Annotated in this window: 20 protein-coding genes; 13 read left to right on the top strand and 7 right to left on the bottom strand. The window is 46.5% G+C overall.

The window, feature by feature from the left end:
• Positions 1–15: 15 nt before the first annotated feature.
• Complete coding sequence (gene aroQ / locus QCB44_RS10130; RefSeq protein ID WP_279409841.1) at positions 16–453, bottom strand: type II 3-dehydroquinate dehydratase; 438 nt, start codon at positions 451–453, stop codon at positions 16–18.
• Positions 454–688: 235 nt separating this feature from the next.
• Complete coding sequence (locus QCB44_RS10125) at positions 689–2,899, bottom strand: protein-disulfide reductase DsbD (protein ID WP_279409840.1); 2,211 nt, start codon at positions 2,897–2,899, stop codon at positions 689–691.
• 260 nt (positions 2,900–3,159) lie between these two features.
• Between QCB44_RS10125 and QCB44_RS10120 the strand changes: the two genes are divergently transcribed.
• Positions 3,160–3,657 (top strand): FxsA family protein, encoded by a 498-nt coding sequence (locus tag QCB44_RS10120; protein ID WP_279409839.1) that lies wholly within the window; start codon positions 3,160–3,162, stop codon positions 3,655–3,657.
• A gap of 62 nt (positions 3,658–3,719) precedes the next feature.
• Here QCB44_RS10120 and QCB44_RS10115 read toward each other — a convergent pair whose 3' ends face one another.
• The 4 genes from QCB44_RS10115 to QCB44_RS10100 all read right to left on the bottom strand — a co-directional run bounded on the left by QCB44_RS10115 (position 3,720) and on the right by QCB44_RS10100 (position 8,356).
• Positions 3,720–4,556 (bottom strand): NAD-dependent epimerase/dehydratase family protein, encoded by an 837-nt coding sequence (locus tag QCB44_RS10115; protein WP_279409838.1) that lies wholly within the window; start codon positions 4,554–4,556, stop codon positions 3,720–3,722.
• A 189-nt stretch (positions 4,557–4,745) separates the two neighbouring features.
• Positions 4,746–6,029 (bottom strand): outer membrane protein transport protein, encoded by a 1,284-nt coding sequence (locus QCB44_RS10110; RefSeq protein ID WP_279409837.1) that lies wholly within the window; start codon positions 6,027–6,029, stop codon positions 4,746–4,748.
• A 459-nt stretch (positions 6,030–6,488) separates the two neighbouring features.
• Complete coding sequence (locus QCB44_RS10105; RefSeq protein WP_279409836.1) at positions 6,489–7,058, bottom strand: DUF302 domain-containing protein; 570 nt, start codon at positions 7,056–7,058, stop codon at positions 6,489–6,491.
• 152 nt (positions 7,059–7,210) lie between these two features.
• Positions 7,211–8,356 (bottom strand): 4-phosphoerythronate dehydrogenase, encoded by a 1,146-nt coding sequence (locus QCB44_RS10100; RefSeq protein ID WP_279409835.1) that lies wholly within the window; start codon positions 8,354–8,356, stop codon positions 7,211–7,213.
• Between the two features lie 138 nt (positions 8,357–8,494).
• Here QCB44_RS10100 and QCB44_RS10095 point away from each other — a divergent pair, with 138 nt between their 5' ends.
• From QCB44_RS10095 to QCB44_RS10080, 4 genes are all read left to right on the top strand, one after another.
• Entirely contained in the window at positions 8,495–9,139 is a 645-nt protein-coding gene (locus QCB44_RS10095) for an alpha/beta fold hydrolase (RefSeq protein ID WP_279409834.1), read from the top strand.
• Between the two features lie 263 nt (positions 9,140–9,402).
• Positions 9,403–10,815: a TolC family protein gene (locus tag QCB44_RS10090; RefSeq protein ID WP_279409833.1), complete on the top strand. Its 1,413-nt coding sequence runs from the start codon at positions 9,403–9,405 to the stop codon at positions 10,813–10,815.
• A gap of 66 nt (positions 10,816–10,881) precedes the next feature.
• The gene (locus tag QCB44_RS10085; protein WP_279409832.1) at positions 10,882–11,976 is read left to right on the top strand and encodes an efflux RND transporter periplasmic adaptor subunit; all 1,095 of its coding nucleotides are present in this window, start codon (positions 10,882–10,884) and stop codon (positions 11,974–11,976) included.
• Between the two features lie 3 nt (positions 11,977–11,979).
• Complete coding sequence (locus tag QCB44_RS10080) at positions 11,980–15,306, top strand: efflux RND transporter permease subunit (RefSeq protein WP_279409831.1); 3,327 nt, start codon at positions 11,980–11,982, stop codon at positions 15,304–15,306.
• A gap of 178 nt (positions 15,307–15,484) precedes the next feature.
• Here the strand turns inward: QCB44_RS10080 and QCB44_RS10075 are convergent, their stop codons facing one another.
• Positions 15,485–16,894: an O-antigen ligase family protein gene (locus QCB44_RS10075; RefSeq protein WP_279409830.1), complete on the bottom strand. Its 1,410-nt coding sequence runs from the start codon at positions 16,892–16,894 to the stop codon at positions 15,485–15,487.
• A 394-nt stretch (positions 16,895–17,288) separates the two neighbouring features.
• Here QCB44_RS10075 and QCB44_RS10070 point away from each other — a divergent pair, with 394 nt between their 5' ends.
• The 8 genes from QCB44_RS10070 (at position 17,289) to QCB44_RS10035 (ending at position 25,034) form a co-directional block, all read left to right on the top strand.
• Positions 17,289–17,792 (top strand): heme-binding protein, encoded by a 504-nt coding sequence (locus QCB44_RS10070; RefSeq protein ID WP_279409829.1) that lies wholly within the window; start codon positions 17,289–17,291, stop codon positions 17,790–17,792.
• A gap of 416 nt (positions 17,793–18,208) precedes the next feature.
• Positions 18,209–18,397 carry a hypothetical protein gene (locus tag QCB44_RS10065; RefSeq protein WP_279409828.1) on the top strand — a complete coding sequence of 63 codons (189 nt, stop codon included), beginning with the start codon at positions 18,209–18,211 and terminating at the stop codon, positions 18,395–18,397.
• 5 nt (positions 18,398–18,402) lie between these two features.
• Entirely contained in the window at positions 18,403–18,906 is a 504-nt protein-coding gene (locus QCB44_RS10060; RefSeq protein ID WP_279409827.1) for a hypothetical protein, read from the top strand.
• Positions 18,907–18,956: 50 nt separating this feature from the next.
• Positions 18,957–19,841, top strand: coding sequence for a Flp pilus assembly protein CpaB (gene cpaB, locus QCB44_RS10055; RefSeq protein WP_279409826.1), 885 nt, complete (start codon positions 18,957–18,959; stop codon positions 19,839–19,841).
• Complete coding sequence (locus QCB44_RS10050; protein ID WP_279409825.1) at positions 19,838–21,436, top strand: pilus assembly protein N-terminal domain-containing protein; 1,599 nt, start codon at positions 19,838–19,840, stop codon at positions 21,434–21,436. Before cpaB ends, QCB44_RS10050 begins: the two co-directional genes overlap by 4 nt.
• Entirely contained in the window at positions 21,433–22,692 is a 1,260-nt protein-coding gene (locus QCB44_RS10045; protein ID WP_279409824.1) for an AAA family ATPase, read from the top strand. Before QCB44_RS10050 ends, QCB44_RS10045 begins: the two co-directional genes overlap by 4 nt.
• Positions 22,693–24,093 carry a CpaF family protein gene (locus tag QCB44_RS10040; protein ID WP_279409823.1) on the top strand — a complete coding sequence of 467 codons (1,401 nt, stop codon included), beginning with the start codon at positions 22,693–22,695 and terminating at the stop codon, positions 24,091–24,093.
• Positions 24,093–25,034 carry a type II secretion system F family protein gene (locus tag QCB44_RS10035; RefSeq protein WP_279409822.1) on the top strand — a complete coding sequence of 314 codons (942 nt, stop codon included), beginning with the start codon at positions 24,093–24,095 and terminating at the stop codon, positions 25,032–25,034. The genes QCB44_RS10040 and QCB44_RS10035 overlap by 1 nt, the downstream gene beginning before the upstream one ends.
• Positions 25,035–25,036: the final 2 nt, after the last annotated feature.

Raw genomic sequence — 25,036 nt, 5'->3', positions numbered from 1 at the left:
TAAAACTATTTGCTGTTATTTGATTCTTTCGACAGCCGCTTGCAGGGCCAACTCATAGCCCTTGGCACCCAGGCCTGCGATAACGCCTTCAGCCAGATCAGAAAAGTAAGAGTGGCTGCGGAAGGGTTCGCGTTTATGAATGTTTGACAGATGCACTTCAATAAACGGGATGGCGACTGTGGCCAGTGCGTCACGAATGGCGACACTGGTGTGAGTGAATGCGGCCGGGTTGATAATAATAAATTCGGTACCATCATCCATGGCTTGATGAATGCGTTGTACAATTTCGTGTTCCGCATTGCTTTGAAAACTCAGGAGGCGAACGCTGAATTCATCTGCGAGCAATTCCAAGTCTTCAATGATATCGCCCAATGTCTGGCGACCGTAAATTTCCGGTTCGCGTCTACCGAGCATATTGAGATTTGGCCCGTTTATCACCAGAATGCTTGCCATGATTTTATCCAATCGTGATTCACTCAAAGAAAGATTGAATGGATTATAACGTAACTACTGCTATAACTCTATGAATAACACGGTTAAATCGCTGTAAAAGTCTAAAAAAAATACATGAAATGCCGCGTTCTGCTATGAACTTAATGAAACGATTGAGTTTGCTAATGGTGAGATAAGGTTTAGGGGGAAATAGGTGAACAGGCCTGCTGAGTTTGGCAGGCCTGGTTATGCTGATTTATTTTAAAGCTTGTTGAATGTTTTGATTAAAGCTCTCTGCGTCTTTAAATCCGACCACTCGCTGTGCTTTTTGTTCTTCGCCTTGTGCGTTGAAGAACAGAATAGCCGGTGGTCCAATGATGCCGAACTGTTTCATCAAGGCCTTATCCGTTTCGTCATTGGCCGTGACATCCGCCTGCAGCAGCGTGACGCCTTTTAATGAAGCCTGTACCTTCTTATCGGTAAAAGTCAGGGCTTCCATCTCTTTACAGCTCACGCACCAGTCGGCGTAGAAATCGAGCATAACTGGCTGACCTTTACTGAGTTCGGTCTGAAGGTCTTCCACGGTTTTAATGCTTTTAAACTCAAGGTGAGTGGCTTCAACCTGACCTGAACCACCTCCTTGGAAGACTTTTAGAGGCTGGAACAGGGATTGGCTACCGCCAAGCAGGCCGACTAGAATCATTGCACCATAAAGTGCCAACGCCAAGCCGAGTCCTTTAAACAGTTTGAACCAGCCTGATTTGTCGGCCACACTTTCAAACGCGCCCATATAGACCGCAGAAATGATAAACAACAGTGCCCATGCCAGTAGAGTGACTTCCGCAGGCAGAATGCGCTCAGCCATCCAGATGGCCACACCAATGAGCATGACACCGAATACCGCTTTGACGCTTTCCATCCAGCCACCGGCACGCGGCAGCAGTTTTCCAGCGGAGGTGCCGAGTAACAATAATGGCAGTCCCATCCCCATGCTCATGGCGAACAGTGCGGTTCCGCCGAGCAGGGCATCCCCGGTTTGGCCGATGTAAATCAATGCACCAGCCAGTGGCGGTGCCACGCAAGGGCCGACGATCAGGGCGGACAAAAAGCCCATGACCGCGACACCGGTGAGAGTGCCGCCTTGTTGCTTATTGGACAGGTTGGTGAGTTTGGATTGCAGGCTGCTCGGCAGTTGCAGTTCGTAGAAGCCGAACATCGACAGTGCCAACAGAATAAAGATGACGCTGAACGTTCCAAGAATCCATGGGTTTTGGAAAGCGGCTTGCAGGTTTTCACCAAAGACACCCGCTAAGACACCCGCGACTGTGTAGGTCACCGACATCGCCAGCACATAGACCAGCGACATGACAAAAGCTCGGCGGGTGGTCAGTTGTTCGCCCTGACCGACAATGATGCTCGACAGAATCGGAATCATCGGGAAGACGCAAGGGGTAAAGGCCAGAAGCAGACCAAAGACAAAGAAAGTCGCAATCACAATCCACACGCTGCTGTTTTTCAGGGTGTCGGCAATCTGATCGGTTTCGGATTGCGCCGGTTGTCCCACAACGGCCGCTGGTGAGGTGTCGATCACAGAAATTTGATCGGCTTGAATCTCAATGGTTTTGCGCATCGGTGGGTAGCAAACACCGGCGGAGGCGGAGCACCCCTGGAATTCAAATTCGATAGTGGCTTGCTTATTAATCTCTGTAACCGGCTGGATTGCTTCAAGTTGACCGTGATAGACCGCGGTTTTGCCAAACAGAGGATCGTCAATGGTCTCTGCTGCCGGTAATTGCAACTCACCTAAGGTTGCTTCACCGTTGACGACTTTGGTTTTGATCTTGTCTTGGTAGAGGTGATAGTCGTCGGCAATTGCCCAGCGCGCGACGATTTGACCATTTTCAATGCTTGAAGAGAAGCGGAATGCATCTTCTGCATCCAGCAGTTCGGGTTCACTGTTGTTGGCGGTGAGAATGTCATTCAGCGCATTCAATGAACCGAAACCGTTTCCGCTGTCGGTTGAGGCGGCAGCCGGTGCCGGAAGGTCAACAGGGAGTGTGCGGGTTTGCGGAGGATAGCAAACCCCGATTTTATCCGCACATCCTTGGTACTTGACGGTCAGCTTGCCGCGACTTGCACTGCTTTGATAAGGAATTTTCAGGGTGGCTTGATGGACATAGACTTCGGTTTTACCAAACAGCGGATCGTCAGTCTGTTTGGCTTTTGAGTATTGGGTGTCGCCAAGAGAGAGGTCTTCAGAGGTGACCGAAATTTTGTCTTTGTAGAGTTTGTAGTCGTCGGCAATTTTCCATTCTACAAGGATTTTACCGTCAACGACTTTGGCGTCCTGCAATTGAAACGCATCATCCACATCCAAAAGATCATTGGCTTTCACCATGCCTGTCGCAGTCAACAGTATCAGTGAGCTAATGATCCATTTAAACAGGGGGTTCTGAGTCCATCTCATCTTTGTGATCTCCTCGGATCGTTTTGTAAGGGGCGGCTAGCGAACTTGAAAGTGCCGCGAAAAGCCCCATAACCTTTGTAACGTGTTTACAATAGTGTTTGGTGCAGAGCTGAACACTAGGTGTAAAGTTTTCTATTTCAGCCAATCAAGAGATTCTATCTTACTTTTATCTGCTTCGGCCACCGAATAAGTCTGAATCTATTATGAAGTTTTAGTCTGGGTGAGTATGTAAATAATGGTGTCCTCAATATGGAGTTGTCATGAAGGTTTTTCTGCTGTTTTTTATTTTAATTCCGCTGCTTGAGCTGTATTTGTTAATCCAGGTGGGTGGCGTTATTGGCGCTTTGCCGACGGTGCTGTTGACTGTCGCCACGGCCGTGATTGGGGTGTGGCTGATGAGAAGTCAGGGGGTGAAGGTGCTGCAGGACGCTCAGCTGGCGATGACACAAGGGGAGGCGCCGCAAACCGCGATGATGGAAGGGGTGTTTATCTTTCTGGGCGGTGTGCTGTTATTGGTGCCCGGGTTAATGACCGATGCGTTGGGATTGTTGTTTTTGATCCCCTGGGTGCGTCAAACGATGATTCGTCAAAGCTTGAAAGGGTTGCAGATGCGCGGGCATTACCGTTATCAGAATTCACGTGGCGATTATTTTGAAGGTGAGTGGCGCGAAGCAGAAGAAAAACCGGCATCACGTCTGCAACACCGGAACGTGATTGACGGGGAGTTTGAAGAGCCTAAAAAAGACAGTAAAGAGTGAATAGGCCTGTTCAAGGTGTATTGGACGATGCGCCATTCTATTTTGAATGGCGTCAGAACACGTTAAATGAGTTCGATATAGCCGTCTTGATAGGATGGGTATTGAAAATTGTAGCCGGTAGCGCGGATTTTGGCATTGGAGAGCCGTTTGTTACTGCGCATTAAGCGACTGTTCTCGGTCGGTTCTAAATGCTCAATATAGCCGGCGTTAAGTTGTTCGGCCAGCCATTCGTAAACCTCGCAGGAAGGAGTCGGTTGATCATCAACCCCAATATACAGCGAGTCCACTTTTTCTGGGGATTGCATATCCAGATTCATTAGGTGCGACAGCATGCCGACGCAGTCAGCCGAGTGAATACGGTTGCTGTAGACATCTTCCATGCAGTGAGCTTTGCCCTGTTGCACCAAATCAATTAAATGAGTGCGTCCCGGTCCGTAAATGCCACCAAAGCGGACGATCGTGCTAGGAAAGGGAGATTGATTGATCAACTCTTCTCCTTCCAGTAAGCGTTTGGTCGAGAAATTGTTGCCAGATACCGGACTCTCTTCGGTGACCCATTCACCTTCATTTTGTCCAAATACGGAAGAGCTAGAGATAAAGAACAGCCGTTTAAGGTTCTGCCCTTCAAGATTGTGCAGGCTGTGTTTAACGCCGGAGACATAGGCTTGGTAGTAAGCGACATCTTTATGTTTGCCGGCGGAGGCCGTATAGAACACATAATCCAGATTTTCCGGGAAGGGTAGGCTGGTGTGAGACAAGTCGGCTTCAATCGGCTCAATCCCTTCGGGGATTTCACTGATATCACGGCGCAATCCGTAGACGTGATGCCCTTGTTCTTTCAGTGTGAGAGCCAGTTCGCAGCCAATTCCGCCGCAGCCGATAATCAAAACGTTCGCCATTGCAATATCGCCTCAAATTTTTCGCATAGTATGCACAAAAACAGTGAAACAAAAAAGAGGCGTAAAGTAAAAAATAAATGAATTTATTTTGAACAGGCCTGCTCAGTCCTTAAGCGATAAAAACGGGTGTTTCTAAAACAAAAAAGCCGCTTAAAAGCGGCTTTTTAATGACGAACTTTTAAATTAAGATTAGAAGTTCATGCGTAGAGATAATGTATAACCAATTTGTGAGTGAGTGACTTCATGTTCTGAAGAAGCTGCGACAGCTCCTCCACCCATTCCCATTGAGTAAGCTGTTGCAAACCCACTAGAGATAGTAGAAGTGTCAACTGTCTTCTTAACTTCTGGAGCATATACAACAGCTGCGTCTAGCGCCATGTTTTGAGTGATTTTGTATCCACCACCTAGTGTAAAGTGGCGGTCTACCACACCTGGGAAGAAGTGATTGTTGAACATGTCAACCGCTTGGCCGTCAAAAGACCCATCATTAATTTTATCGATTGGATCTGAACCTACGTTATAGCCAGCGCCTACCCAGTAACCATTGCCTGTGTATTTTGCACCGATGCCAAAGACATTTTGATCTTCCCAGTTGAAGTCTTTATAGCCCTCAGCTTCAGACCATCTGATTTGTTTGGCATCGGCTGTGAACATCCAGTTTCCAGTTGAGTATGCTGCACCAATTTTGATTTCAGCAGGTTGTTCAAGTTTATCGCTCATTGTTAGACCAAATGCATTAGCGGCAACTGAGATTTGATCCTTATATTTCATGGAAACTGCTGATTGGTAAGCTGCAGCAACGGTTAACTCTTTAGTAATATCAAAATAAGCACCTAAGTTATAGCCGTAACCTAGATCTGTGGACATTCCATTACCGATATTTTCTGCGCTCATATCGAAGTCCGTATCTGCATAAAAGTTGATGTCCAGAGCACCGTATTGAATTACCGGAGCAAACCCGATACCAAAGTTTCCATCGTTATAGGCCAAGCTAGGAGCAAACTTCATGATTTGTAGGTTGCTGTATCCGTTGAACAGTTCATCAGTATCTCGGTAATCAACCCCCATACCAGCTGAACCAAAAATGCCTAAGCCAAAAGTCCAGTTATCGTTAATACGTGTTGACAGGGAAACTTCAGGAATGATGTTGGTGTCATTGTCGCTCGTTTGTGAAACGGGAGCATCTGTTCCCATGCCTAGGGCTGAATAAACAGCTGTTTGTGTGTTTGCTGACACCTTAACATTCGGTTTAAAGATAGTTCCGCCGATCGCAAACTCAGTCCCTTGTGATTTACCTAATAGGGCAGGGTTGGTTAGCGCGTTTTCAGATCCAAAAAATGCAGCTGTACCGGTGCCGCCCAGAGCGCGTGCTTGAGCACCAAGTCCAATCAGTACGTCACCGTTTGTTGCTAATACGGGCGTGGAAATCATAGCTGAAGTTGCAATGGCTAGAGCTAATTTGGTTTTTTTCATGAGTTTACTCTCTTTTGTTGTTTTCGTTATGTTGCGGAGCAGGGCTCCTTACTAAGTCGGGAACCTACTATGCATTAATTTTTTTAGCGAGAACAATTAAAAGATTTTTATTAGCTATCAGTAGGATTGATTATTTAAGTGCGTAATAAATACACCTAATGGACCAATAATTTAAGTTTAAAATGATATTCTTTAACTATTTGAAATATAAAGGAAATATTGCCATTTTTTCTGATTTTTTGGTTTTAAGGATTTGCTAATATTAGTTAATGTTTATGATGGTAAAAGAAAATTTAGTTCAAGGCGGGAAGTGCGAATTTAGATGGGGTGTGTGAGTTTTGTTTTAAGTTGTATTGCTTATAGGAGTAAAGAGGAGGGTGAGGAGGATATGGTGGGCAGAAACTAAAAAAGCCGCTAATCGATAGCGGCTTTTAAGGTTAGGCTTCAAGTGTTCTGGGCTTAGAATTCGCCTTTTGAACCTTTTTGTAGCATTTCCCACATAGTGTCACGAACTTGCATGGTGGCTTCTTTTAACTCTGGAGGCATTTTGCGACCCATTTTGATGGCCATATCCATGTTCATGGTGTAGATGTATAGACCATCTTCCTTCTCGATGATATTTACGCGACATGGTAGGAAGCCGCCCATCGCAGGTGAGAAGTCAATCATCTTGCGTGCTGTTTCTGGGTTACAGAAAGACATAACGTGAACCACGCCAGACTCGATTCCACGCGCTTTTAGTTCTTCAGAAAGTGGAAGTTCTCCCACGTTTTTAATGTTGCGGTTAATCCCCACGTTGTTGATCGCATCAATGACGTCAGCCAGTTCAACGCCTTCTTCTACTTTTACTTGCCACATGGTCGCTTCAGCGATATCCCCTTCAGCATCAACCCATTTGTCCCAAATGTCCATAAAGGTTTCGCCGGCACCATCTTCCAAGTTTCCGATGGCGTTCATGGTTCCGCAACCTGACAGAGTTGTTAGGGCGGTAGCCAGTAGGGCTGCTTTAATTGCGCTTGCGAATTTCATTGATTTGTACTCCGTTTTTTATTGGTGTGTTGAGTCTTCAACTAAGTCGGGTATGTAGATTACTCCTTAGGGGTATAAAAGAAAATACTAATTTTTTTGTTCCCGAATAACTTAATTTTATTAAGAAATGCTAATACTCTAATATGGGGCGTTTAGATGGGGGTAAAACCTAATGAAATTAATAGGTTGTTAAATTTTTTATCGCCAGTTTTGTAAAATTTATGACGTTTCCACTCATAATATATTGGGTAATTTCTACGATAGGATTCGTATTTATTATAGAGATTTTCTATTTCCGCATCCCGAATCGCCCGGTCGTCTACTCTTGGATTATGGGTCTGTATTAGGGTATTAAATAACCGGGTTTGCACAGAGCTGTTTAATGGTGGAGTGATCGGTTCAGGAGGTGGAGGAAGTTGTTGTTGCCAGTTGTCTGTAATTGGCTCGTCCCAGAATCGGCATAGCTGTTCATAAACCATGCGCCCACCATCAACCTTGGCGTCCAGGGAATGCCCGGCAATGTGGGGTGTCGCCAAATAAGCCAGTGAATACAATTGCGGGTTGATAAAGGGTTCATTTTCCCAACAGTCGATAATGTTGGCTAAAGTCTGGGTATTAATCCAGGCTTGTTCGTCAATAATTCCGCCGCGAGCGGCATTGACCAAAATTTGCTGCGGACGAATTTGCTGTAATTTTTCCGCGCTGATCAGGTGGTGTGTCGGGTGCTTCCCTGTTTGTGTCAGCGGGGTGTGTACAGTAATGATGTCTGCTTGCAGTGCCTGATCCAAGCTCACATATTGGTCTGCCATTTCTGGATGGCGTTCCACTTTTGGCGGATCATTGAGTAGACATTGAATGCCTAACTGTTCCGCCTTGTGGTGCACTAAAGAGCCGACATGGCCTACTCCGATAATGCCTAGGGTTTTTTGGCTCAGGTCAAAGCCTTTGTCTTCTGCAAGTTCTAGCAGGCTGGTGATGACAAATTCCGCGACCGAATTGGCGTTGCAGCCCTGTGCGGAATAAAAATGGATGTTGTTTTGTTTTAACCAGGCCTGATCAATATGATCCAAGCCCACTACGGTGCTACCGACAAAGGAAATGGCGCTGTTTTCAAGTAGTGCTTGGTTGACTTGGGTTCGAGAACGGACAATAAGTGCATCGGCATTCCGTACGCTATCGGGGGTAATGTTGCGTCCGGGTATTAAAACCACTTCTCCCAATGGTGAAAACATGGACTCTGCGTAGGGCACGGCATCATCAATCACGATTTTTTTATGAGCAGTGGAGCGGTTTTTCATTCTGGTAGCCTATTAACTAAAATAAGACACATTATATATAAGTCTGTTTCTTTTCTGTGGCGGTGAAATAAGACGCTATGAAATTGGTTTATACAATGTGTTTAATTTTCCTATAGATTTAACAAAAGAGTCATTGTGATGCGTAAAAATAGTCAAGTTTTGACCATAGAAGGCCCGGCCGGGTTGATAGAGGTTCGTCTGACGGAGTCCCAGCTGAGGAAAAGTGGGCAAAATGAAAAAGCAAACTCGGCAGGCCTGGTGGTGATCAGTCATCCGCATCCACAGTTTGGCGGCACGATGAATAATAAGGTGGTGACAACCATTGAGCGTACGCTGCAAGCTCAAGGTTATACCACACTGGCTTATAACTTCCGTGGCGTGGGTCAAAGTGAAGGCGAATATGATCAGGGGCAAGGTGAGCAGGATGATTTGCGGGCGGTCGTGCATTGGGCCAGACAATCGTTAGAGTTTGAAGAGTTGGTGTTGGCCGGATTTTCCTTCGGGGGCTATGTCACCCTTTCTGCGCAAACCAAGTTGGCGGCAGACAGGTTGTTAATTGTGGCGCCTCCGGTGGGGCTTTATGATTTTTCCAATATTGCTGAGGTGACGGTTCCATGGGAGGTGGTCATTGGTTTGGAAGATGAAGTGGTTGATGTTAAGGAGATGATGGATTGGGTGATGTCTAGATTACACTCGCCGAGTTTGTACTGTCGCGCCGGTGCCAGCCATTTTATGCATGGCGAGCTGGTGTGGCTGAAAAAAATTCTACTCTCTCAATATTAGGATTTACTTATATTTTTGTTTCTCTATAATATTATGAAATTCTTATATGTTAATAAGCTTGAGTTATGGCGTGAAACTCGCTAAGGTTGAGTAAGTTTGCTTATCTCGGTTCCGGGCAAAGATGCGAATTTCGATGTTGCACAGCGGCAACGAAGAAAAAGGGTGTTGTAGACACCCTTTTTCGTGGAAGGGTAAACAAAGAATGATTAAGGTGCGAGTTTCACAAACTAATTCGGTTTAAATATTTGGCAAGCGGAGTCATTATGAAACAACAGTATGAAAAGGGATGGAAACTAAAGCGCCTGGCAATGGCTTTGGCGGTTGCACTGCCGATAGCTGGATTTGCTCAAAGTGCAGCGGCGGAAACCTTAGAGTTTAAACGTTGTGTTGAACTGACCTTGAATCAAAATCCGGAAACGGCGGTCAGTGCCTTTAGAATCGAGCAGGCTAAATCGGCCTACCAGGAAGCGTCTAGCAGTCGCTTGCCACAGATTACCGCCTCCTTTACCGCCTCCAATTCGGACAATCCTCTAAATGTATTTGGGATGAAGTTACAGCAGCGTGACGCCTCGTTTGCAGATTTTGGATTTGCCGAGTTCGATTCAACTAATCCAAACTTGCTTAATGTCGTGCCAGATGATTTGAATCATCCTGATGCCCGTACGGATTTCAATACCCGTTTGGAAATGTTGATTCCGGTGTATAACGGCGGAAAAATCAGCAGCTATCAAAAGCAAGCCAAATCGATGATTGACGCTGCGCAACATGGTGATGAAGCGGTGCGTCAAATGCTGACGTTTAATGTTTATAAGGCTTATGAAGCGGTGCATACCGCGCGCGCTTATATTGAAGTGGCGCAAAAAGCGGTCTTGGCCGCCGACTCTTATGTGAAAACCACCGCGAATCTGGTTGAGCAGGGCGTATTGGTGCGTTCTGAGTTGCTGAGTGCCAAGGTCAACCAGTCCAATGCGCGCATGGCCTTGGAAAAAGCTCAGAATCAGGAAAAAGTCGCCCTGGAAAGCTTGAAGATGCTGATGGCGATGGATTCGGTGCAAACATTAGACATCGGTAAGCGTGTGGATATGGAGATGCCGGCCGATAATCTGGATGACATGATCGCCATGGCGCTGGCGAAAAACCCTCAATTGGAAGCGAAGCGCTATCAGGTGAACTCCAGTTACGCCGCCGTAGGGGCGAGTAAGGCCGGTTTGTACCCGAGTTTTAATGTGATGGCGCGCCAGGATTGGAATGACGATCAGGTCGGTTTCAATAACGCCTCCTATACCGTTGCCGGAGTGGTTTCCTGGAAAATTACCGATTTTGGGGTCACCTCAAGCGGCGTGGATAAAGCCAATGCAGCGGCCAAAGCAGAAGAGTATCAGTTGCGCTCGCAAGAAAACCAGGTGCGTCTGAATTTGATTACTGCCTGGAATAATCTGGATGTGGCGAAAAAACAGGTGCATGTGAATCAGCTGGCGGTTGAGCAGGCGGAAGAAGCGCAGCGCTTGGTTTTGAAACGTTATAAAAACGGGGTGGCGACGATGACGGAAGTCCTGGCTAGCCAGGCTCTGTTGGATAAGGCGCGTGCCGAAGTGGTTGCAGCGACTTACGAAAAAAATATCCAGACGGCGACCCTGCGTTTGCAGACCGGTACCATGCAGTTGGAATTGCTTTAATTAAATTGAACAGGCCTGGTTAAAAGGCCCAAATGACAGAATTTATATGAGTGTTTGAGGTTAGAAATGAAACAGTTCTATCAAGTATTAACCCTTTCCGTTCTGGCGTCAGCCTTGGCGCTGACTGGGTGTGGTGAGCAGGATGAGCATGTGGCCAAGCAGGAATCGCATCAGACGATTGAAGCCACTTTAACTACGGTGCAATTGGGCAGTGTGCCGATGAAGTCGGTTGTCCCTGGAACGGTGGTCTCAGATCAGAAAGCGCAGATCGCATCGCGTCTGATCGGTTATATCAAGGATCTGAACGTCAAAGAGGGACAGCAGGTTAAGCGTGGTGAGATTCTGTTCCGCATCGATTCCACCGATATTAAGAGCCAGATCGCCCAGGCCAATTCAGCTTATCAGCAAGCGATTGCGGCATTGGATGACGCCAAGTTGGATTACGACCGTTTTACTAAGTTGTATAAGGAAGATTCAGTCTCCAAGCAGCAATATGACAAGATTCGTTTGCAATATAGTGTGGCGCAAGAAAACCTGTCCGCGGCCAAATCCGCTTTGGATCAGGCTAAATCGCAGCTGAACTATGCCAACGTAAAAGCGCCATTTGACGGCATCGTGGTGCAGAAAATGGCTGAAGCGGGTGCCTTGGCTTCTCCTGGGCAACCAGTGGTGGTGATTGAAAACCTGCAAAGCATCAGCGTGCAAACCGAAGTTGCAGGTGATTTGTACGCCGCTCTGCATCCAGGAGACGAGGCTACAGTATTGATTGACGGCCAGGAAAAGCCCGTAACCGGGACGATTTATACCCTGGTGGGGGCGGCTAACCCTAAAACACGTACGCATACGGTCAAGTTAAGCCTGCCTTCCATTTCAGGCGTGAATACAGGTACCTTTGCCCGTGTCAGCTTTACCCGCGGTGAGCGTCAAACTGTCATGATTCCTGAGTCCGCTTTGGTGACGCGAGCCGGTATTGAGGGTGTGTTTGTGGTGCGTGATGGCAAGGCGTATTTCACCATGGTACGTACCGGTATGAAACTCAACGGTCAGGTCGAAATCCAAGCCGGCCTGGATTTGGGTGAAAAGATCGTAGTGGACAACAACCAGAGTCTGCTTAACGGCGATTTGGTCAAGGCGTCCAATCAAGCAAACCAGGGAGCGTAAGCGATGGCTGGTACACAACACGATTCAGACAAACAGCTTAATATTGCCGGTAAGCTGGCAAAAGGGTTTATTCACTCCAAAATTACGATGATGATCATGATCGCTGTCATGTTGGCAGGGATCATGGCTTATCTGATTACGCCTCGTGAATATAACCCCCAGATTGTGGTGCCGGCGGCCAATATTATCGTGCCTAAAGGCGGTGCGACGCCTGAAGAAGTGTCCAATATGGTGGTCAAGCCACTGGAAGCGATTATGAATGCGTTGCCGGGAGTAGATCACACTTTTGGATTTGCGGCCAACGATTTCGGTGTGGTGACGGTTCAGTTTGAGGTGGGAGAAAACCAGGTCGACAGTCTGGTAAAACTCTATAACCAGCTGATGCAGAATATGGACAAGATGCCGCCGGATACGCAACAGCCGCTGATTCGTCCGATCAATGTGGATGACGTGCCGATTATGACGTTGGCGCTGACCTCCAGTGAGCTGTCAGGTTATGATCTGCGCGATCTTTCCTTAAAGTTGGTTGAAAATCTGCGCAATGTGCCAGGTGTCTCCTTTACCGAAGTGGTTGGCGGTGAGCGTCGTGCGATCAATGTCTGGTTGGATGCGCAGAAAATTGCTTTGGCAGGCCTGACTCTGGAACAGGTCAGTGACATGCTGAAAGGCAGTAACGTCTCTATGCCGGTGGGTTCACTGGTTAACAACAATAAGAATCAATTGGTGCGTGTTAACGGCTATTTAGGGAATGCCAAAGAGGTCGGTGACATCATTATCGGTGCCGATATGGGGCGTCCGATCTATCTGCGTGACATTGCAACCATCGAAGACGGCCCGAGCGAAGCGGACTCCTATACGCGTATTGGATTTGGCCCGCAAGGGCCGATTGCTGCTCACGGTGAGCAACCTGCGGTCACCATTTCCATTGCGAAAAAGCCGGGAACCAATGCGGTAGAAGTGGCTAATTCGGTACTGACGAAGCTCGACTTTTTGAAAGCCAGTGTGTTGCCGGCCAATGTGGATGTGGTGGTGACGCGTAATGACGGTGAAAAGGCGAATGCCGCGGTTAATCTGCTGATGGAGCACTTGGGTATTGCCGTCCTTTCGGTGGTGGTGATTCTGGTGATCTTCCTCGGCTGGCGTGAAGCGGGGATTGTAACCTTAACCGTACCGTTGATTTTGTTTGTGGTGCTGTTTGTTGGTTTGATTGCCGATCAGACGATTAACCGCATCACCCTGTTTGCGTTGATTCTTTCGTTGGGGCTGCTGGTGGACGCAGCGATCGTGGTCATAGAAAATATTCACCGGCATATCCATGAAGGGTTTGATCCTGAAAAGTTCGATGACCTCATGGTGAAAGCCACCAATGAAATCGGCAACCCGACTAATGTGGCCACTCTGGCGGTGATTCTGGCTTTTATTCCGATGTTGTTCGTAACCGGTATGATGGGGCCGTTTATGGCGCCGATTCCGTTTAATGTGCCGGTAGCGATGATTGCCTCGCTGGTGATTGCCTATATTCTGGTGCCTTATGTGGCCTATCGCTGGTTAGGTCCTAAAGCGATTAAAGAGATGCAGGCTCGCGAAAGTTTGGAAGCGCATCATGTACATAAAGAAGACTGGATGCAGAGGCTGTATGTGAAGTCGATCAATCCGTTGATCGAAAGCCGTACCAAGCGCAACGTATTCCTGTTTGTGGTGTTGATGGCGTTATTCGCAGCGATGTTGCAGCCCGCTTTGCAGTTTATCCGTGATGACGGTATGAATAACCCTCTGCATCCGGCGGGTGTGGAAGTGAAAATGTTGCCGTATGACAATACCAGTACCTTGTTGGTGCAGATTGACATGCCGGAAGATTCGGCGCTCGAAGCGACCGATCGCGTCGTTCGTTATGTCGGTGCTGAGATTGCTAATACGATTCATGTGACCGACTACAGTGTTTATCTTGGGCGTCCGGCCCCGATCGATTTTGCGGCTTTGGTACGCGGTGACTTGATTAAGCAAGGGCCTAACTTTGCACAGATCCGGGTGAATTTGGTCAATAAGCATGATCGTGACGAGTCTTCCCACGATATTGCTATTTTGCTGGATGAAAAGTTGGATGCGATTCGTAAATCCTTCCCGGAAGCGAAGATCAAGTTGTACGAAACGCCTCCGGGGCCTCCGGTGATGACGCAGATCATGGCCGAGCTGTACGGGCCCGATTATGACAAGTTACGTGAAGCAGCCCTGGAAGTGGATCAGGCCTTTGATGGCATTTACGGCATGATTAACGTCGATGATACAGTCACAGCCGATGTGCGGAGTTATGAGATCAATATCGATCGGGAGCAGGCCAATCTGCTCGGCGTAGCACCGGCTCAGGTGGCGAAGATGTTGCGTGACTACATTAACGGTTACGAGTTGGGTTATATGCACTTGGATAATGTGCGTGAATCTGTCAACATCTTAGTGCGTCTACCTCGTTCAGAACGTACGGTGGCTGAGCAGTTGCTGTCACTGCGTGTGCAGTCGCGTTCCGGCGAAGCGGTTCCCCTGTCTGCTGTGGCTAATATTGAAGAAGTGACGCATGCCAAACCGATTATGGATCGAGATCAGCATCAGATGGTGATGGTCGGTGGTGAACTGCTGCAGTCCAGCCCGGTCTATGCGGTATTGTCTCTGGATAAAATGCTCGATGGCGTAACGCTGCCAAACTCCGGAGTGACATTCCATACCGCGAACCTAGGTTTTGTACAGGCGCAACCCAAAGATGTGATGGATTACACCTTGCTGTGGGGTGGAGAAATGCGTCTAACTTTGGATGTTTTCCGAGACATGGGGTCGGCGTTCATTGTAGCGCTTATCTTTATCTACTTGATTCTAGTTGGGTACTATAAGTCGTTCATGATGCCGGTGATCGTCATGGGTGCGATTCCTCTGACCATGATCGGTGTGTTCCCGGGCCACTGGCTGACCGGCCAGGCGTTTACTGCAACCTCGATGATCGGGGTGATTGCCCTGGCGGGGATTGTGGTGCGTAACTCCCTGTTGCTGATCGACTTTATTTTGGAATATCGTCGTGAAGGTCAGTCACTGAAAGATGCGGTAATTGAGGCTGGTAAGGTGCGTTTTCGTCCAATTCTGCTGACCGCATTGGCGATCATGTTCGGCTCGATGATTATGATTACCGATCCGGTATTTGGAGGTCTGGCGGTATCGTTGATTTTCGGTACGCTCTCTTCAACCTTGTTGACATTGCTGGTGATTCCGTTGCTGTACTATATTTGGCAGTGGCACGGCGGTGTGAAACAGCAGGAAGAGCGTGAGCGCCAAGCCGCTCAATCATAAGCTTTACCTGACACCATATTAAGTGTCTTTGGTACTAAAACGCCCNAGGAAGAGCGTGAGCGCCAAGCCGCTCAATCATAAGCTTTACCTGACACCATATTAAGTGTCTTTGGTACTAAAACGCCCCGAAGAAAATTTTTCGGGGCGTTTTTTTTCTTGAATTATTTTTTTCTATGCTTTAGAAGTTAAATATTGAGCCTTGTATCCAAAATCTTGGCCAGAACACTGGTATATCTGTCAGATAAAACCCTTGTTCTAGTCTTGGAGTGTAACTGCACAAATCTGGAACTATTCCGTAAATAAACGCGAATAGCATGCAAGCCAATATAAGCCTGGCTATCAATAATTGTTTTTTAGAGACTGCAGTGGAAGTTGGGGATGGTTTTGTAGCTGATTTAAAGTGGTTTTGAGGTGATTTGTATAACCCTAGCATCCAACCCGCAAGTAGGAATAAGGTTATTTGGCTAAGCGGCATGACCCACACTCCGCTAAATAGAGCGTGTGTGTTACAGGCGATAAAGGATGTCGTCACGGCAATCACTAAGATTTTATTTTCTTGATCATTAAATGGGTCTGATCGGCAAAATCTAACCCATTTCAATGCGGCATAAATTAACATGAAAAGCAGCGCCATGGTTGCCGGTAAGCCCCATTCGGTTAAAAACTGTATTATGAAATTGTGGGGATGCCCTGGGACGTGATTGAAATAGTTTTCAAAAGCGAAATGCATCGGGCCAATTCCAAAGATGGGGCTTTGCCAAAAGAGCTGCAGTGCGTGACTCCAAATAGCAAATCGTCCGGATGAGCTATCGTTGGTCAAGATTCTCGACAGGCCAAGATTATCTGATAACAGTGAACCTGTACTGATATAGAGTATTCCGATAAGAAGCAGGTACAGTAAAACTCCTGATACAAAAACGATCAGATTGAATTTCCACCATGCGAATCGAATTTTCTTTAGGATCAGGCCGCTCAAAAAAATACCTGTTGCTAATCCAATAATGACTCCTCGACCACCTGAGACAAAAATTGCTAACCATAAAAATGCGCTGACCCCAAAAATAAAAAGACTGGCTCTGGGCGATTCTTTTCTATAGATCAGTGCGGCGGCGATGATGAGAGGAATTGCTGTGCCTTGCCATTGATTTAAAAAACGAGGTTGAGAAAAATTTGGAAAAAGATGTGTAAAGTTTGCTGTTAAATTACCGGATAAAACATGGTAAAGCTGGACCAGAAAGACTGAAAGAATAAGGGTTGCGGCTATTACAAATACTGAAAGCAGGTATTCATTAAACTTTCCACGGTGTTGGTAATATCGTTCTGAAAGATATGTCGACAGTGTTGCCAGCAGAAAAAAGGATGAGACCTCTAGAAAAGCGTTGCTGGGGGACGGGGATAAGGTGGCTGATAGCAATCCTAGTCCAAATAAACCCCATATCGCTGCTTTGACTGATATGGTGAGAGAACTGTATTGGTGTATAGCATTAACCAGAGTGTTTTTTGAAAAAAGTAGCATGACAGACACTAATATGAGTGATGATGCCATAAATAGGCGTTTTTCATCATATGGGTGGATGAAGATAGTCAAATGAAATGCTGGCAACAAAGATAGGCCTAATAGGATGAATATAAAGGGCATGACTTCGGTTTTAAATGTTATAGGTTTCATTGGTTTTAGGTGTGTTTATATAAAGTTTGACTATTCTAGGTGTTTAAAATGCGTAAGGCCGTAAAATTTTTTAATGCAACGATTGAAGTCCTAAGTGGATGTTTGGTTTTCTGTTTGTTCATTTAGAAGAATTTTTTTAAGGAATGCTTAGGAAGTTTATGTTGGTGATATAGTGAGGGTAAATTGGTTTGTTCTAAAGTGTAAGCCGTTTTGGAAGTATTTATTAATTGCAAAATCCTGTTAGAATGAGAATTCTAAATTGCTTAAGTAAGCAGTTGCTTTGACCCTATTGACTCAATTTGAGGAGAAGACAATGTTAAAAAGTAAAATCAAAAAGGGACTTTTAACGCTGGCCGCAGCGACGGTAATGACAACGCCGGTTATGGCAGAAGAACCGATGGCTGTGAATATCCCTCGCTTGTCGATGGATGTGGCGAATACGATTGCAGTAAATACTATCAAGGCTTGCCGTGAAAAAGGTATTCCTGTCAGTGTTACCGTTGTGGACCGAAACGGCATTGTCCAAGCGCAGTTGCGTGATACTATTGCCCCTCCTGTGTCATTGAGCATCAGTAACAAAAAGGCTTATACCGCCGTAATGTTTAACGTAAAAGGATCTCAGCTGGGTGATCGTGCTAACAGTCCGTTGCAAACGATGGGTGAAGGTCTAGCGTTTATGGCAGGTTCTACACCGATTCAGGCTGGCGGAAAATTGTATGGTGCTGTTGGTGTCAGTGGCGCGCCGGATGGTATGGATGATGAAGCGTGTGCGGTTGCGGGAGTTGAGTCAGTCCAAGATGATTTGGAAATGATGTAATTTGCTGCACTTCGTTTCTATCGTTCAAAACTATTGAGCGAATAATGTCTAAAAAATAGCTCCCCTGTGGAGCTATTTTTTTATCTTTAACTTCTTAAAAGTTATCAATCATTCTTCTTAAATTCTCTGATTTTTATCTGCCTAGCACTCTCTTCTCGAAGTTTATTCCATCTATAAGGATATTCTAATTTTCTAATATTAATTGTCCAATATACCCCTAAAAGAAAAATTAAATCATTTTATATCAATGGCTTATTGCCTTTATGGGGGTATTAAATGGCGGTAAGAAACTTTACTTATTAAGAGATTAAAAAATTCACTTATAAAAGATTATAAATTTTATTGAAGGGTACGAATTATTACGATTAAATGGCTTCTCGCCCGAAGTTGGGTAAGTAAATATGAGGATTTAAGATATGATGGATGAAGCAAAAGTTTTGAGAATGATTAAGGCCCAAAAGCAGAAAAAACAAAAAGGGGCTTCAATGATTGAGTATGCGTTATTGATTGCTGGAGTGGCTGCAATTGCAACATTCGTTTTCACTACAGATACAACCGTAAGAGATAGTATTCAAACCAAGATAACATCAGCGATAGGATCATAATTTTTGTGAATAGGAAGTTTAATCAAAAACGGGAAAAAGGTGCTGTTTTGTTAGAAACAGCATATGTTCTTCCCGTTATGATTGGTGTGATTCTATTTTTAATAGAAGCTACTTCCTATGCGTTAAATAGTTTTGCTGCCAACGATGTGCTGACAGATGTGCATGCAGCAATTGTTAGTGAAGTGGAAGCAGTTAGCAATAAAGAGCCGGGACAGACTGTAAGTCCTACCCCGGTTTATGTCTTTTGCGATACCGATAAGGTAGTTATGCTTCCTGATTCCGACGCTATTTTGCAGGCACATGCGAAAGAGGCAATGGAAGCAAAAGGTATTACGTTTGTTGGGCAGCCTACAGCAACCATTAGTTCCAATATAGTGGGTGGCTTTGATGTTTATGTCATTAACTTTACAGGCACTGCAACCCCGTTGGTCTTGCCAGATATGTTTGAGCAGGGGTTGCCGATGGATGTTGATACGATTGTCAGTATTAAAGATAGCTGCACTCCTTAATAATGAACGTCTTATTAGGCGTTTTTCTTTTTAAATCAAGAGTTTTGTGTATGAAAATCCAGCGCAGTGATTTGGTTCTGTATGGCGTTGCGTTTCTGGCTGCCATTTTGGCGGTCGGCATGGTATATGGCTATGTGGAAAACCGAGTGGCTGAAGCCGAAAGTCGCACTGAAATTAAAACCGTCACCGTGGTTGAGAAGCCAGAATTGCGTTCGGTGGTCGTGGCAAACCGAGAAATTTATCGCGGTGAACCAATTGAAGTCGATGACATTAAAGTGTTGATGGTGCCAACCGAAGGCGTCATTGCCAACGGCGTCATCACGCAGCCGGACGCAGTGGTCGGTCATGTGGCCAAGCAGCATATTTTTGCCGGAGAATGGCTGATTGATCAGAAAGTCGGCCTTCAGGAAGAAACGGAAAATGGCGTTGAAGCGTTTTTGGAAAAGGGGATGCGCGCCATTCGCATTCCGGTCTCGGCAGAAAGCGGTCTGTTGGGGATGTTGAATCCGAGCGATCATGTGGATGTGATCAGTGTGTTTGAGAGCGCGGACGGCAAACGCATGATCAGTCGTACCATTTTGCAGAATATTGAAGTGTTGTCGATTGGCCAGACTAATCGAATGGGCAAAATGAAAAAAGAGCAGGAACAGGAGTCGGCCAAAAATAAACAGGGTGAGGCGTTTGTTAAGGCCTCCATGGTGGCGCTTAATGTGAATACCAGGCAGGCCGAGCAGCTTGCATTGGCCATGAATGTGGGGGCGATCCATCTGGCGCTGCGCGGGCCAGCTGATGTGGCGTTGGTGGAAACGGATGGCGTCAATGTCAAAGTGATCGAACGTAGCAAGCAGCGCCCGCCAAAATACAAGCCCAAGCAGAATCGAGAGGTGATTCAGATTATGCAGGGTGACAAGGTACAAGAGGTGATTACACGATGAACGCAACGAAAAGTTTGGCAGGTTGGATTAGACAGGCTTGTCTAAAAACCGCTTTGGTTTCAGGAATCGGTTTGGCTGCGTTGCCTTCAGAATCCTATGCGGCACTGGAAAAGGTCTATCATCTGACGGAAACCGACAGTCAGATCATTAAATTTGATAAATCATTAAAGCGCGCTTTGATCGCCAACCCGGAATTGGCTACGGTCAAGGTGTTGAGTAAAAATGAGTTATTGATTACCGGTAAGGGGGCAGGAAGAACACAGCTGATTGTCACCTATCGCGATAACCCGAATGTAGATCATCAGGTGGTGTTAAATGTGGCGCCGGATCAGTCGCGTCGTGAAGAAATTGAAACAACGTTGACCAATTTGTTGGTCGATTTAAATCCGCAGGGCACGGTTAAATTTGAGTTGAAAAATATCTGGATCAATTCTGAAAGCGCAGTTCGTCGAGAGGTGGATGAAATCGGTAGCCTGTTTGATGATGATGCCATGCTTAAAACAAATAAGCGTCAGGATAAAGAGGTGTTGCAGACTGAGCAGGCCTCTGGAAGCTTGAGTGCTCAGCCGCTGGCTGGAAATTATATGGTGCTGTTGAGTGGGGAGGTCCCCAATAAAGCGCAGAAAAAACGGATTCACTCAGTGATTTCTGCTTTGGGGCTAAGTGTGGTGAATATGGTCAAGGTGACCGGGCCGCAGCAGGTGAAGTTATCGGTGCGCGTTGCAGAAGTGGTTAAGGGTAATCCGTTTAGAAGCGGGATTGCTGCACGTGATAAAAAGGATCGTTACGGGATTTTTCCACCAGGTAATTTAGGCACTACCGCCAGTTTTTTACTGAATGTGGATCAGGTTGCAGCTGGCACACCTGCAAGCATGGTGTTTCCTCATCCGGACGGGTTTCAGATAGGTCTGAATCCTAGTGAGGGGAATTTATTCGGGGTGCTCTCGATTTTGGAAGAAAACAACCTTTCACGAATTTTGGCTAAACCAGAGTTGATTGTGCAATCTGGCGAAACAGCCGAGTTTTTAGTGGGGGGGGAGGTGCCAATCCCGGTCGCGCAGAACGAAAATACGATTACCGTAGAATACAAAGAATTTGGTGTGCGTTTGCGTTTTAGCCCGATAGTGACTGAGTCTGGCGAGATTCAAATGACGGTGGCACCCGAAGTGAGCAATATCGACGAAAGTGCAGGTGCTCAGAGTGGATCGATTGTGGTGCCCGGTTTCCGTTCCCGCAAAGCCACCACCACGATCACGTTAGCTCCAGGACAGAGTTTTGTGATTGGAGGGCTGATTCAGGATAATCTGCGCAGCACCATTTCCAAAATTCCTCTGCTAGGGGATATTCCGATCATTGGTTCATTGTTCCGTTCAACCAGTTATGAAAAGGATCAGTCGGAATTGGCGATTTTAGTTACTCCGGAGTTTGTAAGTCCCATTGATAAGGACGCTAAGGTTGTGTTGCCTGGTGAACGATTAGACAGGCCGAGTGCGGCTGATGGTTTCTGGCTCGGTAAGATTGCCGAAGTCCTGCCGGAAGGAGAGAGTGCTTTACCTAACCTGGATGTCAAAATTGGTTTGGAGAGCCCACAATGAGTTCAATTCAGGCAACATCTATGGCGTTGAAGCAGGCGATCTACCTCGGCGTAGATGATGATTTACGAGAGGCGGTGCGTGTTGCGGTGATGTCCAAGTATGAACTTGAACCTATGAAGGAAGTTCCACATATTTGGCCTGATGAAATCAGTCTGGTTTTGATGGAGTTTGACGGTAATGCCGATGCGGTGCTGGAGCAGGTCAATCAGATTCTGACTTTAGCTAAAGGGGTTCCAGTTTATATACTGCTCAAACAGAAGGACGCAGATTTTATTATTGAGGCCAATCATCAAGGCGTGCAAGGTTTTATCGAATGCCCGAATGAGGTGTTTTCCATTTTGTCCATTCTGCATATGCAGGATAGGCGGCGTCAAGGTAAAAACGGCAATGTCTCTTCGTTGTTTAGCCTTAAGGGTGGAGTCGGTTGCACGGCACTGGCGACAAATTTGGCCTCACATTTGAACGATATTACCGAAGGCCGTACCGTTTTGGTGGATCTGAATATGCCATTAGGGGATACCTCGCTCTATCTGAATATGGAAGGGCAGCGATTATATTCGTTAACCGATTTTATCTACAACCTTAACCGTTTTGATGAAAACCTTATCTATAAATCATTGAGCCGTCATGAATCCGGGCTGTATGTGCTTTCTTTACCTAATGAGGTGGGTGAGCTCGACAGCTTGAATGGTGAAATCATTAAAACCATTATTCAGTCCCTTCGTCGTTATTACGATCACGTGGTGATCGATTGCGCCAGTGATCTGTCGGATATGACTCTGAGCTGCCTGGATGAATCTGACAATATTGTGTTGGTTGCAGAGCCTTCACTCTCTTCGTTCCGTGCGGTGAATACCGTGTTGCAGTTAACGCAAAAGCTCGGATATATGAAAGAGTCGATCAAGCTGGTGGTTAATCGCAGTACCAGTCAGGATGATGAAACTCTGGAAGAAGTGGTTGATGCCTTTAAAGTTGATGCTGTGGCGAGAGTTGCCAATGATTATTTTGGTTTAAATGAATCCTTAAAAGAAGGACGGCTTCTTAAAGAATACAAGCCTGAATCGGTGGTAAATCAGCAACTGTTTAATATAGCCAATATGCTGCATAACGGTAGCATGAGCGTTGAGGTCGCGGAAGCAAACAAACCGGTTAAATCCGCGAAAGGTCTTTTAAAGAGTTTTTTGCAAAAGATGTTTCAAGGGCGTGTTTTTTCTACTGCTTCTCGTGTTGAATCCAAAAAAGTGGTGGTGTCGTAAATGAGTATCCGCGATCGTTTGCGTCAGGTAGAGCAACAACGTCAGTCTATTAGTGAGTTGGAGAAGGTAGCAGACCAAAGTTCGGCAGCGCGAGAATCGATTGGCGAGAAAAACAAGCTGCAAAATTCGAGTTTTTTGGAAATTAAGAGCCGCTGCCAGAAAAAAGCAGCTGAAGATGACGCTTTTTACGAGGCCGACAGCAAAGAAACCCGTCAGGAATTAAGGCCTCGTTTGGAAGGCTTGGTTCGGGAAGTCGCTGCTGATATGGGATATCCGCTTTCTGATATTGAAGTGCGTCAACTGGGTTTGGAACTGTTGGATGAGATTTACGGACTGGGGCCGATCGAACCTTTGCTCGCTGATCCAACGGTTTCCGATATTCTTATTAACGGTTACAAGCAGATTTATGTAGAACGCCGTGGTCAACTTGAATTAACCGATGTGACGTTTATCAGTGAAGAGCACCTGCGCAATAAAGTAGACCGTATGCTCTATACCACTGGTCGCCGGGTAGATGAATCTTCACCTTTAGTCGATGCTAGATTACCGGACGGTTCGCGTATCAATATCATCATTCCTCCTCTTGCCGTTGATGGCATCAGTGTTTCGATTCGTCGCTTTCCAGAACAACATCTGCGTCCAAAAGATTTGATTGCCTTTGGTTCGATGACTGAGGAGATGTTCCAGTTTCTGGATTATGCGGTCAAGGCCGGACTCAATATTCTGGTGTGCGGCGGGACCGGTTCGGGAAAAACCACTACATTGAATATGCTTTCCGGACTGATTCCGGAAAATGAGCGTACGGTGACCATTGAAGACAGTGCCGAGTTACGTATGCAGCAGACGCATGTGGTGCGCTTGGAAACCCGCCCGCCTAATGCCGAAGGGGTAGGTGAAGTGACCCAGCGAGAACTGCTCAAAAATGCGCTGCGTATGCGGCCTGATCGGATAGTGTTGGGCGAGGTGCGCGGTGGCGAGGTACTGGACATGCTGCAGGCGATGAATACCGGTCATGATGGTTCGTTAGCAACATTACATGCCAACAGCCCTCGAGATTGCATTGCCCGTTTGGAGTTGATGATTAATCTCAGTGGTGTGGATATTCCTGCGCCCTCTATTCGTAAACAGATTGCCAGTGCGATTGATCTGATTATCTATGTAAATCGCGGTAAAGATGGTAAGCGCAGAGTGGAGTCGATCACCGAGGTGGTGGGGGTGGAAGAAGATAATGTGGTGTTGCAGGAAATTTTTGTGTTTGAAAACCGTTTGGACAAAACTTCCGGTACGGTGCGGGGTGCTTTTAAAGCCACCGGCATGCGCCCCGGCTGCGGCAAGAAGTGTGAAGCTGTAGGCTACCATTTGCCGTCAGATCTGTTCAATTTTGTCAGGGAAGTGGCTTGATGGATCCCGCTTTTTTATTAGTGGCTCTGGCGATTTTTGTGCCGTTTGGAATTTTGGCATTAGCGCAGACGCGTAAGCGGGAACTGGAGCGCAAACAGCAGTTAGATGCCTTAATGCAACGTATCGGCTTTCCTAATAGTGAACGGGAAACGTTGCAGGATGCCTGGGGGCAGCAGAAAGAAAAGCGCTGGTTTATGTGGTTGAGCGGCAAATTCAAACAGGCCGGGATACACGAACGGCGCGACATTGTAAAAGTGCTGTTGATTCAAGCAGGCCTGCTGTTTTTTAGCGTATTTATAGCGGCGCTTAAATTCTCCGTTCTGACAGACAAAATGGTGCTGCTGTTAATTATGCTTCCGTTTCTGCCCACGGCATATATTTTGATCAAGATTCACCAGCGACAGACGCAGCTACGTAAGGATTTTCCGGAAATGTTGGACGCCATCGTGCGGTCGTTACATTCAGGCTACGGTATCGATGGCGCGATCGCGGCGGTAGGCGAAGACATGCAAGGACCGCTGGCTCAGGAAATGAAAGAGGTCAATAAACAGTTAACCCTGGGGATCAGTATGCGCGATATTCTGCGCGAGTTTCAGCGTCGGGTCAGTTTGCCGGAAGCACAATTTTTTGTCATTACGCTGATCATTCAGCGCGAAACCGGCGGACAGTTGTCGATGATTTTGTCGGAACTGTCCAAGTTGATGCGTCGCCGGGAGCACTTTCAAGCGAAACTGAAAACCTTGACCGCGGAATCGCGTTTTACCGCCTGGTTTATTGGCGGTGCCCCGGTGCTGTATGTGCTCTACAAATATTTCTTTGACCGTGAATCAATGGATTTCTTTTTGAACGACCCACTTGGTTTTAAACTGTTTGTGATTTCGCTAGTACTAATTGTCACCGGAACGATCATTCTCAAACAGATGTTGAAAATGAGGTTTTAAGC

Source organism: Thiomicrorhabdus sp. zzn3, assembly GCF_029767755.1.
Taxonomy (GTDB): domain Bacteria; phylum Pseudomonadota; class Gammaproteobacteria; order Thiomicrospirales; family Thiomicrospiraceae; genus Thiomicrorhabdus.
This window is presented reverse-complemented; position numbering and strand designations above follow the sequence as displayed.